Below are 13,994 nucleotides of genomic sequence, written 5' to 3'. Positions count from 1 at the left end.
GGTCCGTAAGGACCAGCTCCACCGGAGGGCGCCCCGTGGCAGGGGCTCCTTCCCGTTCCTCAGCCCTGGCAGGGGCCTTTGGAACATCCGTTCGAATCACGCAAAGGAGAGAGGACTCGCCTCTGGTTCTTCGTCCGGTCGCCCGCTCCTCACGGAGGGGGCGCCCCGCCCGTCCCACGAACCGGTCCCCGTGAGGGGGTCGGCCCTTGTTGATCTACATGGAAGGCGGTTATCGCCATAGTGCACGAGGTCCAGGCGTTCTGTCAGCTTGACCACGGGGTGGGTCAAGTCCCCTCGGGGGGATTCGCCGCAGATGGTGGTGTCCCCCCTGGCGGGAACGTGACATACATCACACCCCTTGACTGTCACACCGTCGCCGCCGGGGCGGCGGACCGCTCGATCAAGGCGGTGGCCCCGTGAGCGCGGGAACGGCGTCGGCCGCCGTCCTGGACCACGCCGTGCGGGAGATCTTCGACAACTCGGTCGACGTCCCGAGGGGCGCGACGCGTCGTCGGCTGCGGTCGGTTCCGGCGCAGGCCGGTCCGGTCGCGCGGCTGGAGCTGGGTAACCCGCTCCAGCTGTCGAAGACGATGCGGGCCCGGCTGCTCGCGGCGGTGCGCGCGCTGGTGACGTCCCCGGCGCTGGCCGGTGCGTCCGACGGCACGCGGCTGGCGTCGGTCGTGCTGACCGCGAAGGCGGATGCGCGCAAGGACTTCGAGACGTCGATCTGGGCGGAGGAGCTCGGTCGGTGGCTGGGGGTGTCGCAGTCGACGGTCGCGCACACGGTGCTGCCCGAGCTGCGCGGTGCCGGGTTCCTCGGCTCGAACGTCGCGACGAACGCTCGCGGGTGGGCGACGGGCCTGGAGTGCTGGGTGATCCCGATGTACCGGGCGCAGCAGGCCGGCGACCGGCGGCACCCGCTGGCGCTGTCCCGCTCCGAGCTGGCGGTGCTGCTCAGCCTCATCGAGGTGCTGTTCGGTCCGGGGTGGGCGCCGAAGGACAAGCCGGTCGTCCCGGCCGGGCTGCTCGCCGGTCGTACGGGCCGGGGCGCGGCAACGGACCGGCTCGGGCTGCTGCTGATGGTGCTGACGACGGGTTCGGCGGGCTGGCTGCAGCTGTGCCCCGGGTCGGTGGACACCGACCGTGGGCGTCCGGCGGCGACGGTCGCGCGGCTGCTGGGCTGCACGGCGGCGGCCGGGGCGAAGGTGCTCAAGCGCCTCCAGGAGCACGGCGTCGCGGACGTGGTGCGCAAGGAGACCGGCTCGGGCCTGAACGCGCAGTCGCGGGTGCGGCTGGTGCCGGTTGCCGAGGCCCACGGTGTGGCTGTGCGGGAGGCCCGCCGGGTCGCGAAGGTCCTGATTTCAGACCTCGCCGGTACTGCATCCGGAGATCTTGAGTCCGGCGAGACGAGCGAGACCCTTGTGGCTACTGGGATCGAGGGCGCTGGGCAGGGCGAGACGGCCGGATCGGCAGACCTCGCCGCAACTGCACAGCACCACGCTCTCCACGCTTCTGTGGTTACTGCCGGTGGTTCCCTTGCGCTCTCTGGTGGCTTTTCCGGCGAAGGCCGTGGTGGGAACCACGGTCTGCCGGACCGCGCGTGCGTGCGCGAGGACGGCGGCCCGCTCCGCGGGGAACAGCAGGAGAAGTCCCCGTCGATCAGCAGCGAGAAGCCCGGCCGCGGGCCGGTGGCCGACGGGCCGGTGCGGGTCGTGGCCGGTGAAGGCCAGGGCAGGCAGCAGCGGGGGAGGGTGCCTCTGCCGCCGGAGGATCTGCGGGCCGTCCTGGCCCCGGTGGACCTGGTGTGGGCGCGCCTGGAGCGTCCGGCCGCCCGGAAGCTGGTGGAGGCCGCCGCCCGCAGCGAGCTGGCCCGGGTGGTTGGGTTCGCCGGCCGTACGGATGCTCCGCAGGTCCTCGCCGACCGCCTCGCCCGGCGCCTGGAGGACCAGATGCGGCTGGCCGGGCCGATCAAGGACCCGGTGGGCTGGCTGATCGGCCTGGCCCTGCCCCAGCGTCAGCGGTGTGGCGACGCGCTGTGCGACGACCGGGTGCTGCTCGACTCCGGACGGGACTGCCCGCGCTGCGAGGAGAAGCAGGCCGACCGCCGTGACCAGCGCCGTGCGATCGCGGCCGCCGTCGACGCGGCGATGCCGCACGCCTCCGAGACCGAGCGCCGCGCGGCGACCGAGCAGCAGCTGCACCAGGACGTCACCGCCCAGGCGTGGATCCGCGAGCACCGGTGGGCGCAGATCCGCGGGCAGCAGGCCGCCGCTGCTCGGGCCCGTGCCGAAGCCGCGGCCGCGCAGCCGGCCGACGACGTCCCGGCCGCGCCGACGGCGCCGGTCGTGCTGCCCGCGCCGCGTCCGCTCGCCGCGCCCGACCCGGTCGACGGCGACGACCAGGAGCAGGAGCTCGTCCTCGAGGACCTGACCCGTGAGCAGGTCCGGGCCTGGCGGGTGCGGGCGCTCAAGGACCACCAGGTGGTGTTCGACCACATCGACCGGTACGGCGAGACGTCGGCCAGGCGCCTGTTCAGCAACCAGGTAGTCGACCAGGCACAGCACTACTCCCGGCTCGGGCACCTGGACCTCGGCTACACGACCTGGGGGCAGGCATGAGCGAGGGCGAGGTGTCCGGGGTCGACCTGGCCCGGGTCGCGCTGCGGGCCGCGATGGAGGCGGCCCGGAAGAACGGCGCCGGCCAGAAGGCGACGAGGAAGCCGCGGGCCGTCACGGCGGTGCGGCGCGACGGGCGTGAGCCGTTGGGCCTGGGCGCGGCGATCGGTGCGCTGGTCACCGAGCGAGCGTGGGAGCTCCCGGCCGCCGGCGCGACGCTGCGCGAGCGGTGGGCGGCCATCGCCCCCGAGCTCGCCGGGCACGTCGCCGCGATCGGCTACGACGCCGACACCGGGCGGCTCACCGTGTGCCCGGAGTCGGCGGCCTGGGCGACGAAGACGCGCCTGGAGCAGGCCCGCGTCATCGCCGCCGCCAACGAGTCGGCCGGCCGCACGGTGGTACGCGCCCTGAAGATCCTCGCGCCCGGCGCGGTGCCGGTGTCCGAGCCGGCCGACTCCGAGCCGGAGCCCGCGGTCGCGCCCGCCGGGCCGGTGCGCACGCGGGAGACCGCCTCGGATGGCTACCGCCGCGCGCTCGCCGCGCACCAGAAGGTGGCGCCGCCGCTCCGGGTGGACCCCGCCATCGCGGACGCGGTGGAGCGGCAGACGAAGGCGATGCGCGCGCTCAGCGCCCGTGCCTTTTCCGAGTCCGACGTGCCAGACGAGCAGCCGGCCCCGATCGAGGCGGCCCGCGCCCAGCGCCGTCAGGAGTCCGAGAAGGCCCGCCTTGCCGCGCTGCGCCGTGCTCGCCGGGAACGGGCGGGGCAGACGGCGGGCCCTGCCGAGCTGGGGCAGACGGCGTGACCGCCGCACCGGCCTCTTGGCGCCGCCGTTGCGCGGCTTGCCGATCCGCGTGGTGCACTCCAAACCGTTGCGCGATTCATGCGCGATCCGATGCGCGAATCAACGAGCGATCGGGTATGCTGTCTATTGGAGGTGACCTCTGTGTCCACTGAGAACGAGCTGTTCAGCGCTGTCGATGCGCTGCTGGAGCAAGTCGCGCAGGACGACCTTCCCGCCCCTGCGGAGCGCAGGCGTCTGCGGGAGGCGGCGGGCCTGAGCCAGGCGCAGATCGCCACGGCGCTGGACGCCCGCCGGGAGGCGGTGGGGAACTGGGAGACCGGCAGGACGGAGCCGCGGCCGCCGAAGCGCGCCGCATACGCCCGGCTCCTGGAGGGCCTCGCCGCCCGCTTCCCCGCCCCGGCCGCCGACCCGGCCTCGGAGGTCCCGGAAGCGTTCACCGGCCCGGAGCCGGTCCCGGCTCCCGCTCCCGCCGCTGTCCCGCCGTCCCGCCCGACGGCGCCGGCGAGCAGCACCACCCGGCCCGCCGCGTCGTCGCGGCGCCCGGGTGCGAAGAAGGCGGTGGCGAAGAAGACCACGGCGACGGCCGCCGCCGACCCGCGCTTCGAGAATGGGCCGCTCGCGGTGATCGACTGCGAGGACGGGCAGGTGTCGGCGTACTGCGTTGGCGGCCTGGTCCTGGACGTGCCCGCCAAGAGCATCCCGGCGCTGGTCGACTGGACGCTGACCGAGGCGCGTCTCGGTCAGGCCCGGCTGCACCGCAACGGCCGCGACGCCGACCCGATCCTCGTCCTCACCGCGGCCGCACTGGAGCGTTTCGGCCTGCCCACCGCCCTGTCGGAGGAGGAGCGGCGCGCGAGCCGTCTCCCGGCCGGCCACAAGGTGGTCAAGCAGATCGACCGGGCCGGGCTCAAGATGAGCCAGCGCGGCTTCGGCCCGTGGGCCCGCATCTACCGCGACCCCGAAGGCTCGAAGCGGCGCTGCGTCCAACTGTGCGTCCTGCCCTGGAACGCGCTGGACGCGAGGGAGTGGGACAAGCGGGACGACCCGCAGCTGCCAACGATGCACCCGGCCGACCTCGCCCGCTACCTCGGCCTGTACGCGGCCCGGGTGATCACGCCCCGCGGCTCCACCGCGACGACCGGCCTGGAGCTGATGACCGCGCTGCGTCCGCCGACCCGCGCGGAGAAGGACCCGGCGACCGGCGCGTTCGAGCGGGCGTACAACGACGACGCGATCACCGCCAAGTACGACGTCGTCCCGTGCGAGGTGCCCGACGAGCACCCGATCCTGAAGGACGCGGGGTTCGCCCGGCACCACCTGCGCACCCCGGCCGAGATGCTGATGGAGGAGCCGTACGACTGGTGCCGGCCGCTGACCGATGAGGAGTGCGCCAACCCGTACCTGGTGGTCGTCGACATCAACATGTCGTTCGCCGCGGCCGCGAACGGCCTCACGGTCGGGCTGAACGGGCCGACCCACCTGACTGGCAACCCGGCCTTCGATCCGTCGCTGCCCGGCTCGTGGCTGGTCGACCTGAGCCACGTCGACCTGTCCCGCGTGGAGGTGGGCGGCCGCACGGTCGACGGTTCGCGGCTGCCCTCTCCGTTCACGCCGAAGGGCGACCACCCCACCGGCCCGGCCTGGTACGCCACCCCGACCCTCGCCTACGCCCAGGAGCTCGGCTTCGATGTCGCGCCGATCGAGGCGTACGTGCGCACCCAGACCGGCCGCTACCTGGACTCCTGGTACAAGCGGCTGCGCGACGCGTACGTGGAGACGATGGCCGACATGGGCGTCACCACCGACCTCGCCGGGAGCGAATTCCTCGAGGCGATGGCGCGGCGCAAGCAGGTCGACCCGACGATGGCGCTGCTGGAGACCGCGATCAAGGCGACGGCGAAGGGCGCGATCGGCAAGCTGCGCCAGCGTTCCCGGGGCCAGGTGCCGTATTACGAGCCCTACCCGGCGCTGGACCGGTGGACGTGGCGCCCCGACATCCGGGCCGCCGTGCTCGCGAACCAGCGGACCGGCCTGCACCGCAAGCTGATGAAGACGGCGGCCGCCGCCGACCTCTACCCGGTCGCGATCGGCACCGACGCCATTGCCTACCCCTCGCCCGGCCCGTCCCCGCTGGACGTTCTGCCGTACACGCCCGAGGGCAAGCCGGCCCCGGGCACGTTCCGGCTCGGGGTCTCGCCCGGGATGGTCAAGTGGCAGGGCACGCAGACCGTCTTGTGGGCGGAATCCCAGTTCGAGGAACGCGGCGAGGTCTTCAACATCGCCAACCTGATCAAGACCGATCAGAGCGCCGGAGAAGGGGAGTAGCAGGCCATGGACTCGCTCGGGGACAGCCTGGACCGCGCGCTGGAGTCGGCGTTCACCCGCCGCATCCCGCAGAGCGCCCAGGCGCAGATGAAGTACCTGGTCAAGCAGCTCAAGGGCACCAAGGCCGCCGCCCAGGCGCTCGGGATCTCCCAGCGCACCGTGGAGCGGTACGTCTCGGGCAAGCTCAAGCGGCCCCGCCAGGAGCTGCGCGCCCGCCTGGAGGGCGAGGTCAAGAAGCGGTGGCAGCCGCAGATCCGCGCCAAGGCGAAGAAGAAGGCCGCGACCACCGGCGGCATCGTCGTCTCCACCCGCGCCCGGTTCGGGTTCACCGCCGCCGCGGGCACGACCGACGACGCCCGGATCCGCGACATCACCCAGGCCCTGCCGCCCGAGTACGCCGACCAGCTCTTCACCGCACGGGAGCAGGGCGCCAACGAGGACCAGCTCCGGCAGATCGCCGCCGACGGCCTCGCCCGGATGTACTTCCGCGCCAACAACTCCCGCGCGCACGGCCTGGGCGTGGAGTTCACCGACGTGGAGCGGCTCGACATCGAGCTGTGATCACCCGCCCATGCCTGGGGCCCCGGACCGCGCGCTAGTCCGGGGCCCCAGGCACGTCTGCCGACGGATCAACCAGCGGCGGCCTTCTGGTCGGGGTGTCCATGCCTGCTCAGAGCCGTCAGCAAGCGCCTGGACGGCCTCCTGGGCGGCCTTGCTGCCGTCGCCCGTCCCGTCGCCGCTGAGCTGCTCCACGGCCTTCCTGAGCGCCGCTTCCGCCGCGCTCGCGTCGTCGTGTTCGGACACGCTCCACCCCTTCTCCTCCGGAACGCGCAGCATGCCCGCCGCGCGGCGCCCTGGGCAATCGACGGCCGGCCTACTGCGGGCCCGCCTTGCCCGGGGCGGTGTCCGTCCGGCGGGAGCGCCGGCGGATGACGTCCGGCAGCTGGCGGGAGGCGGCGGCCGGGATGAAGAACAGCCCGACCATGCCGAGCCCGGTCACGGCGGCGCTCAACAGGCCCACCGACACCGACGGGTCGTCGACCGAGGCCACCCCGCAGAACACCGAGAAGGCGGCGACGAACACCAGCGAGACGACGATCCACCGCTCCCGCAGCGAAGAACGGGTGCCAGCCACCACGCTCAGCCACCACGTCCAGCCCGCCATCACGCAGAACAGCACGGCCACTGGCGGCAGCAGTACGGGTGGCGCCCACCGCGCGACGTCACCGCGGGGCAGCTCCTGCCCGGTCAGGTAGCCGACCTGGACCAGCCACACCAGGTACACCGGCACCTCGATGGCGATCACCACCCACATCAAGACCCGCAGACCCCGTAACGCGCCTCGCTCGCTCATCCCTTGGCCCTCCCCCTCGATCATCAAGTCCAGGGGAACGTAGCGGCCCGACGTCGGCACCGACCAGGGCGCGTCACCCGCAGGGGTGGAGACCGGCCGCAGGAGCGCCCGTCGTCGGCGGTCTCTGTCCACAGGTCCGCGGCTGTGAGCTACCCCCATGACTGAGGAAGAGAAGGCAGCGCAGGCGGCCCGGACGCGCTCCAAGCTCATGGAGGGCCTCGCCCGTGCGGAACGTGCCCTGTTCACCCGGCCCGCGCCGAAATCGCCGCGAGCCCAGATGAAATTCCTTCGCACGCGGGAGAGGGGCTCCACCAAGAGCCTGGCGGAGCGCCTGGGCGTCTCCCGCAAGACGGTGCAGCGCTACCTGTCCGGCGCATCCACCAAGCCGAACAAGCGCCTCCAGGAGGTCCTGGTCAAGGAGACCGAGTCAGAGTGGCAACCGCAGGTCAGAGCGCAGGCGAGGCAACGTGCGACCACTTCGGGCGGGCTCGTCATCAAGTTCCGGGCCACCCTCGGATTCACCGCGAACGGGTCCTCGGACGACACCCGAGTACGGGACCTCACCATCGCCGTGTCGCCCTCCCACGCCGCCCTCATCCTGGCGGCACGGGAGGAGGGTGCGACGGACACCGACCTCCACGAGGCGGTCGCGGAGGCCATCGCGGACGCCTATTTCCGTCAAGGCGGGGGCGGTCGTGCGAGCCTGGAGGTGAAATTTCAGGACGTTCAATCGCTCGACATCGAGTTTTAGCAGCACGGAATTCGCGGGTGCGATAAACCTGTCTGGGGCCGCCGCTTCCGATGCGCGACGGCCTGATATCCCGCTTCTATCCCATGACGATTGAGAGGCTCGTGTGAGCACCCCTGCGCCCCGCTCCCACCGTCGTCCCGGCGCGGCCGCGCCCCGCCAGCCGATCGACCGAGCGAAGGTCGGCCGCCGTGCGGTGCGACGGCGCGCCACCGGCATGACCGCCACCGAGGCCGCGGCCGCGCTCGAGGAAGCCCGGCTGCAGCAGCACATGGACCGCGACCGCGAGGACCTGGCCGACGACGAACGCGGCCCCGCCGAAATCGCGGAGTGGGAGCGCATCGTGCAGCTGCTCGCCGCGACCGGCGGCCCGTACGACCCGGATGCCGACGCGGTCGTCCAGGAGGAGCTCGCCGAAGACCGGCGCCGCGAGGAAGCCGAGCAGCAGCGCCGCCAGGAGCAGCAGCGGGTAGCCGACCGGGCCGACGAACTGGCGGCCCTCGCCGGGGCCGGCCGCCTCGACCGGACCGTGATGAGCAGGCCGGGCGACGAAGCCGCCCGCGCATTCATGGACGACTACGACTACCGCGTCGCGGCGGTCGACGACTGGCTCGCCCACGCCCTCGCCACCCACTCCGGCCACTACGCCGACCCGGACACCCGCACGGCCGCCGCCACCCTGCTGCCCGCGCCGGTACGCGCCCGCGCCGCGCTGCTCGCCGCCCTCGCCCGCACCGGCACCCCGGTCGACGGCGACTTCGAGTTCGTCGGCCGCCTCGCCCAGGCCGACCCGGACGCCACGAACGCGCTCGCCGCGTGGCTCGACAACGCGGCCGCGGTGAAGGGCGGCGCGGCGTGAGCGCGGCGGACGAGGTGGTGGTGGCCACCTGGAGCGAGCACAGCGACATCGGGCACCACTACGAGGACCTGCTCGCCGACGGCTCGGTCATCGCCTGGACCGAGCCGCCCTTCGGCGAGAGCCTCTACCCCGGCGACGACGACCCCGACTACAACCCGATCTGCCACTGCCCGCTGACCCCGAAGCAGTTCTGCATGGAGTGCGCCGGCTGCGCCGCCTGCCGGCAGTGCACCGGCCCGCACGTCTGGCCCCCGCTCCAGACCTGACCGCAGTTGTCACGCTCACCGAGGGTGACAACTGCTTGTCACGCCCCCTTGTCACGCTGCCTGTCACGTCGCCGGAAGGCCGCGTGACAGCGCCACCCGGAAAGCCGATCAATTCGGACATTCAGGCGCGGAATCGGCCCGGAACCCCCTCTCCAGGCCGTTTTCGCGTGACAGGCGCGACAACGCGACAACCCCTCCGGGGGTGATCACACTCCGTGCGGGGCCGGGTCAGGGGATCTGCCGGACCGAGGCGTCGTGGTGGCTGGGGGAGACGGGCGTATCCACCGGGTGGAGCCAGCGCAGCGGCACGGTGAGGGTGCCGATCCGGGGCAGTTCGACGGGCTCGCCCTCGGCGTCCAGGAGCATCCCGGAGACCTGGTAGCCGCCCCCGGGCGGGAGGCCGGCCTCCTGCGCCTGGTCCTCGGTGAGCTCCACCGTGACCCGGGTGCTCCCCTCGATCATCACCAGGCCCTGGGCGGTCCGGGCCGCGGCGTCCACGTCGACCACGGACAGCGGGAAGTACGTGCCGCGCAGCCACGTCAGCGGCCACCAGGAGTCGCCCATCGTCTCCGGCCGGTACCGCCGCAGCGGAAGCGCGAGCGGCACCTCGCAGCGGTACGTCTGTCCCACCCGGACGTCCTTGGTGCGCATATCTCCAGCGTGCTCCCCTCCAGGCGCCACGGCCCCGGGCGCCGCCTGAGTCTCCTGGGTCCTGGGTCCCGGCCGACGGAGCCGGGTTTCGTCCGTACCGTCCCGGCGTGCCCCGCCCCGGCGCTACCGTGAGGGCACACGCCAGCAACCCGCCCAGGAGCCCCGGATGAGCCAGCAGCCGGCCCCCGCGCCCGCCCCCGACCGCCAGCCCCTCGATGAGAACGCCGCCGCGTCCGCCCGCGCCTACGCGGCCGACCAGCGCGCCCGGGTCGACGTCCTCGCCTCGGTGCTGGAGGACATCGCGGAGAACGGCTACCCGGCCGCGGAATCCGGCGTGCTGTGGGAGGAAGCCCGCGACGCCCACCTGGAGCGCCTCGCCAGCGAGCAGCCCCGTGTCGCCTGAGCACGGACCGCGCCGGTCCCAGGTAGTCCTGGTGGAGCCCGCGCTAAGCCAGCTGGCGAAGCTGACCTCGGCCGAGACGCACCGCCTGGACCGCGCGATCGTCGCGATCAGCGTCAACCCCGAGCTGGGTACTCCGGTACCCGACACCCTGCTGCGCGACTACGTGGACGACGTCGACGGGGTCCGGGTCATCTACTACGTGACCGCCCTTCGACAGATCACGATCGTGGCGTACGTCGAAGCCTGATCAGCATGTAGCAGCGCCCCGGACCTGGTCGGGTCCGGGGCGCTGCTGTGTCTGCTGCACGGGGTGCTGCTGCGGGTGATGCGGGTGCCGGAGAGCGATGACATTCGAAGGCCGGCCCCAAGCGCCACACGGCTGTTGCTCGGGTAGCAGGCCGTGCTGCACCGAGGGCAGCGCGCGGTGCAGCAAACGGTCGTTCGGCTGCTGCGGGCGTGCTGCAACCGTTCACCCGTCGGTGCCGGTAGCCCACCGCTCCAGGTCGCCCACCGGCTTCTTCAGCAGCGTGCGCCGGCGGGACTGCGCGGTCGCGCGGCTCTCCAGGTGCATCGCCTTCGCCAGGTCGGTGTGCGAGACGTCCTTGGCGGCGGGCTGGCGCAGGGAGGCGTCCCGTACAGCCTCCAGCCGCTCCAGCAGCCCGGTGGCGCCCTCGATGGCGGCCGCGAGCTCGGCGGCGCTCGCCCGGCCCGTGCGCAGCAGCGCCAGGCCGTGCAGCGCGGCGGCGAACAGCGCGGCCAGCTGCTCGCCGTCGCTGCCGAGCATGGCGACGTCCTCGGCGGCGAGCGGGACCAGGAGCTGATCCTGGTGGTCATCGGGGTGCGCGGGATCGGTGCTCACCGCGGTCTCCTTTCCTCGGGTGGATCGGTCAGCGGTCGGCGACGGTCCAGCCCTGGCCGGGCCGGTTGCGGATGATGCCGCCGGGGGTGTGCAGCTGCCCGCCGCCCGCGCCCAGGCCCAGCGCGTCGATCTGGTCCAGCAGCGCGGCGGCCTGCTCCGCGAGCTCGCGGGCCTGCGCCTGGCGGGCGCGGAGTTCTTCGGCGGTTCCGGTGAACACGGTGTCTCCCTCGTGGTGTCGGGGCGGGGCCGGCGGGCGGGTCTACAGCCAGCGGAAGAGGTCGCGGACGTCGGAGGCCGCGCCCGAGAGGTTGTCGTCCAGGCGCGCGTCGAAGTCGTACGGGTCCTCGGCCTCGTTCATCACGTCGTCGGACGCGGCCTCCAGGACGTCGGCGAACCGCTCGTGGACGGCCGCCTCCTTCAGGGCCTGGACGACGGTCTCGCGGTCGGCGGTGCCCCGCTTGATGGCGTCGGCGAGCAGCCCGAGTGCGGCGGCCGCCGCCGGTGCCAGGTAGGCAAGCTCGCTGTCGACGGCGCCCCGGTTGGCGCTGGTCTCGATGGCGGTGATGTCGGCGGCCTTCACGATCTCCGTGGACGTGCGCTCCATGACGGGCTCCTGTCTCTGGCGGGGTTCAGGCGGTCCGGCTGAGGTAGCCGGCGGCGGTGTCGACGAAGGCGTCGTGGGCGTCCTTCGCAGCCTCGCGGGCGGCGGTCAGGTCCTCGGAGCTCGCGTACGCGTCGCGCAGCGCGTACGTCAGCGTGACCATCTGGTCAGCCGCGGCGCGCACCGCCTGGTCCTCGATGAGCACCCGCAGCGCGACCAGCGGGCGGGTGACGGCGGACCGGGTCATGTGGCTCTCGCCGCGCAGGGTCTCGATCCGCTCGGCGCCGGCGCCCTTGAGGACCGCGTCGCCGCGCATCCACATCGCCCGGCGGTGGTCGCTGACGGCGCAGGCGAGGGCGGTGACGGCCTCCAGCCGGTCGCGGCGGATCGCCTCGCCGTGGGTGACGCGGACGGACCGTTCGGCGGCGCGCTCCTGGAAGCGGCCGGAGACGATCGAGCCGAGCAGCGTGCCGACGATGGCGAGGGCGGCGGTGACGAGGGTGAGTAACACGGGCGGAACCTCCTAGGTGTATGAACTTCAATACACTGTATGGAAGTTCATACACCTAGGGAAGGGGTCCGCTCATGATTCTTTTCGCCCCGCTCCTGACCTGCGCGTTTCCCGCCAGCGGGAACGGTGCGTACGGATCTGACACTCGCCGCCCGCACACGAAAGCGGCGCCGCGCCCCTGTCCGAGGGGTGCGGCGCCGCTGATGTCGTGTCACCCGGCCGGGCGGGCGGCCGGGCGGCCGGTCAAGCGCTGCGACGGGTGGGCACGGCGGCCAGATGCCGCTGCGGAGCGGGAAGCGCCGGCGCGGCCAGGTCGCCGGCCTTGATGGCCTCGGTCGCCTCGCGCAGCGCCCCCTCCATCTCCTCCTCGCTGGCGTACCCGGCGAAGTACGGGTGGATGAAGTAGCTGCGGTACCGGCCCTCGGGCCGCAGGACGACGTGCCGCTCGACCAGCTGGCTCATCGCGATCGACGTGCGGTTCTTGCTGAGCCCCACACGCGCCCGCAGCTCGGCCTGTGAGGCGTTCACCTCGCCGCCGGGGCGCTGGACCTCCATCATCGCGCTGAGCAGGTCGTAGGACGCCTTGGAGAGCTCCAGCCGGTGCAGCTGCGCGAACCCGAGGGTGGCCTGGATCAGCATGCTTCCTCCTCCACGTCGTTGTCGCCGAACGCCAGCTGCCGCGTGCGCGGCTCCGGAACCGCCGGCCGCGCGAACTCCGGGAAGCTCTCGCTCGCGGCCTGCTCCAACGCCAGAACATCTTCCCGCATCTCCGGGAAGTGCTTCCTCAGGGCGGCCCTGGCGTCCTGCCGCAGCTGCTCCAGGGCCTCGCGCTGGAGGTCGCCGTTGCCCTTGAAGCAGATCAGCGGGTTGACCACGATCACCGAGTTCGTCCGCCGCTGGAGCATGTGCCAGTTCTCCAGGCTGCCCAGCGCCCGGGTAACGTTCGCCCGCTCCACCCCGAGGTGCTTGGCCACCTTGATGTGGGTGATCTTCAGGCGGCCCTCGACCTGGCGGCCCATGCAGAACAGCAGGACGGCCGACTGGACGGGCGACATGCCGTACCGGGCGATCAGCACCGCCAGGACGTCGGCAAGGAAGTCGTTGCTGACCATGCTGTAGCCGCTGCGCCCCCACGCGTCGTGGGGCTCGCGGTACTTGTACTCGACGCTCGCCGACTTCACCGGCCGGCCGCGCTCGGGCGGCGTCCGGTCCAGGGCCTTGGCGAAGCTGTCCGCCAGCGGCGACGTCACGGGCTCACCCCGGCTCGTCGACCGCCGGCCTCTGCTGGTGGAGCGACTCGCTTCCCCGGGCACCCTGGCTCCTGCTGCTCGATCTCGTGTGGTTCCCGGCACCCTAGCCGAGATTGTCCCCGCCCAGGGGGACCTTTGTCCCTGTCGGCGTGGCCCCCTGGTGTCGACGCCGACACATCACCTCTCGCCCCCCGATCGGCGAATACGCACCTGACCAGCATGAATGCAGTTTGTACCTGTTTCCGGGGCCAAATGTGGTGCTCTTGTGTCGGACGAGGCACGAAACCGCAGGTCGATGTGTCAGACCCAACACATAGCCCCTCACGAAACCGCAGGTCAGAGCAGGTTTCCGCGCGGGCCCCTTTTATCAGTAAGACGCGCACGCGCGCGCGAGGCCGAACTGCGGCGCCTCGGCCTCGCCGACCGACGGCCCCGAGCACGGATACCCCGCCGCGCGCAGCTCTCATTCCCACCCGCACCCGAACGCCACCCGGACCGTTCTGGCTAATCACCCGCGAATGCTCCCACCCGCATTTCCCACCGTTTCCGGTACCGTCATTTTCGGCGCGCCATCCCATCAATTCCGTGCGCTTTCCTCGCTAATCTAATCCCGCATATCTCAACCGTTATCCGCGCCTCTTTTTCCAGCTCGAAGGGGGTGCAGCTCCATTCCAGTCTCAATCTAGCCAGTATCTTTGAAGCACGCACCCACCCCCCACAACTCGGCTCACCCCGACCTGTGTTCGGCC

General features: G+C 72.4%; 17 protein-coding genes. 9 read left to right on the top strand and 8 right to left on the bottom strand.

Going from position 1 to position 13,994, the window contains the following annotated elements:
• Positions 1-416 precede the first annotated feature (416 nt).
• The 4 genes from ACWD5D_RS40865 (at position 417) to tpg (ACWD5D_RS40850) (ending at position 6,304) form a co-directional block, all read left to right on the top strand.
• The gene (locus tag ACWD5D_RS40865) at positions 417-2,618 is read left to right on the top strand and encodes a hypothetical protein (protein WP_451377824.1); all 2,202 of its coding nucleotides are present in this window, start codon (positions 417-419) and stop codon (positions 2,616-2,618) included.
• Positions 2,615-3,418 (top strand): DciA family protein, encoded by an 804-nt coding sequence (locus ACWD5D_RS40860; protein ID WP_451377823.1) that lies wholly within the window; start codon positions 2,615-2,617, stop codon positions 3,416-3,418. The genes ACWD5D_RS40865 and ACWD5D_RS40860 overlap by 4 nt, the downstream gene beginning before the upstream one ends.
• 141 nt (positions 3,419-3,559) lie before the next feature.
• Positions 3,560-5,743, top strand: coding sequence for a telomere-associated protein Tap (gene tap / locus ACWD5D_RS40855; protein ID WP_451377822.1), 2,184 nt, complete (start codon positions 3,560-3,562; stop codon positions 5,741-5,743).
• A gap of 6 nt (positions 5,744-5,749) precedes the next feature.
• Positions 5,750-6,304 carry a telomere-protecting terminal protein Tpg gene (tpg, locus tag ACWD5D_RS40850; RefSeq protein WP_451377821.1) on the top strand — a complete coding sequence of 185 codons (555 nt, stop codon included), beginning with the start codon at positions 5,750-5,752 and terminating at the stop codon, positions 6,302-6,304.
• Between the two features lie 313 nt (positions 6,305-6,617).
• On the opposite strand, the gene ACWD5D_RS40845 is transcribed toward tpg (ACWD5D_RS40850), so the two are convergent.
• Positions 6,618-7,097: a hypothetical protein gene (locus ACWD5D_RS40845; protein ID WP_451377820.1), complete on the bottom strand. Its 480-nt coding sequence runs from the start codon at positions 7,095-7,097 to the stop codon at positions 6,618-6,620.
• 157 nt (positions 7,098-7,254) lie between these two features.
• Between ACWD5D_RS40845 and tpg (ACWD5D_RS40840) the strand changes: the two genes are divergently transcribed.
• From tpg (ACWD5D_RS40840) to ACWD5D_RS40830, 3 genes are all read left to right on the top strand, one after another.
• A complete protein-coding gene (gene tpg / locus ACWD5D_RS40840; protein WP_451377819.1) occupies positions 7,255-7,848 on the top strand; it encodes a telomere-protecting terminal protein Tpg in 594 nt (197 codons plus the stop codon).
• 103 nt (positions 7,849-7,951) lie between these two features.
• Positions 7,952-8,704, top strand: coding sequence for a hypothetical protein (locus ACWD5D_RS40835; protein ID WP_451377818.1), 753 nt, complete (start codon positions 7,952-7,954; stop codon positions 8,702-8,704).
• Positions 8,701-8,970: a hypothetical protein gene (locus ACWD5D_RS40830; protein ID WP_451377817.1), complete on the top strand. Its 270-nt coding sequence runs from the start codon at positions 8,701-8,703 to the stop codon at positions 8,968-8,970. The genes ACWD5D_RS40835 and ACWD5D_RS40830 overlap by 4 nt, the downstream gene beginning before the upstream one ends.
• Before the next feature lie 228 nt (positions 8,971-9,198).
• On the opposite strand, the gene ACWD5D_RS40825 is transcribed toward ACWD5D_RS40830, so the two are convergent.
• Positions 9,199-9,621 carry a hypothetical protein gene (locus ACWD5D_RS40825; protein ID WP_451377816.1) on the bottom strand — a complete coding sequence of 141 codons (423 nt, stop codon included), beginning with the start codon at positions 9,619-9,621 and terminating at the stop codon, positions 9,199-9,201.
• 166 nt (positions 9,622-9,787) lie between these two features.
• Between ACWD5D_RS40825 and ACWD5D_RS40820 the strand changes: the two genes are divergently transcribed.
• Together ACWD5D_RS40820 and ACWD5D_RS40815 are read left to right on the top strand one after the other, a co-directional pair.
• Positions 9,788-10,024, top strand: a complete 237-nt coding sequence (locus tag ACWD5D_RS40820; RefSeq protein ID WP_451377815.1) for a hypothetical protein — start codon at positions 9,788-9,790, stop codon at positions 10,022-10,024.
• A gap of 31 nt (positions 10,025-10,055) precedes the next feature.
• Entirely contained in the window at positions 10,056-10,271 is a 216-nt protein-coding gene (locus ACWD5D_RS40815) for a hypothetical protein (protein WP_451377814.1), read from the top strand.
• A gap of 222 nt (positions 10,272-10,493) precedes the next feature.
• On the opposite strand, the gene ACWD5D_RS40810 is transcribed toward ACWD5D_RS40815, so the two are convergent.
• The 6 genes from ACWD5D_RS40810 to ACWD5D_RS40785 form a co-directional block, all read right to left on the bottom strand.
• Positions 10,494-10,883 carry a hypothetical protein gene (locus ACWD5D_RS40810; protein WP_451377813.1) on the bottom strand — a complete coding sequence of 130 codons (390 nt, stop codon included), beginning with the start codon at positions 10,881-10,883 and terminating at the stop codon, positions 10,494-10,496.
• 28 nt (positions 10,884-10,911) lie between these two features.
• Positions 10,912-11,100, bottom strand: a complete 189-nt coding sequence (locus ACWD5D_RS40805; protein WP_311314884.1) for a hypothetical protein — start codon at positions 11,098-11,100, stop codon at positions 10,912-10,914.
• A gap of 42 nt (positions 11,101-11,142) precedes the next feature.
• On the bottom strand, positions 11,143-11,487 hold the full coding sequence (locus tag ACWD5D_RS40800) for a hypothetical protein (RefSeq protein ID WP_451377812.1): 345 nt from the start codon (positions 11,485-11,487) through the stop codon (positions 11,143-11,145).
• Positions 11,488-11,512: 25 nt separating this feature from the next.
• The gene (locus ACWD5D_RS40795; RefSeq protein WP_451377811.1) at positions 11,513-11,995 is read right to left on the bottom strand and encodes a hypothetical protein; all 483 of its coding nucleotides are present in this window, start codon (positions 11,993-11,995) and stop codon (positions 11,513-11,515) included.
• 243 nt (positions 11,996-12,238) lie between these two features.
• Positions 12,239-12,634: a hypothetical protein gene (locus ACWD5D_RS40790; RefSeq protein ID WP_451377810.1), complete on the bottom strand. Its 396-nt coding sequence runs from the start codon at positions 12,632-12,634 to the stop codon at positions 12,239-12,241.
• Positions 12,628-13,245: a replication/maintenance protein RepL gene (locus tag ACWD5D_RS40785; RefSeq protein WP_451377809.1), complete on the bottom strand. Its 618-nt coding sequence runs from the start codon at positions 13,243-13,245 to the stop codon at positions 12,628-12,630. The genes ACWD5D_RS40790 and ACWD5D_RS40785 overlap by 7 nt, the downstream gene beginning before the upstream one ends.
• Positions 13,246-13,994 lie beyond the last annotated feature (749 nt).

It is taken from the genome of Streptomyces sp. NPDC002520 (assembly GCF_053595235.1).
This window is presented reverse-complemented; position numbering and strand designations above follow the sequence as displayed.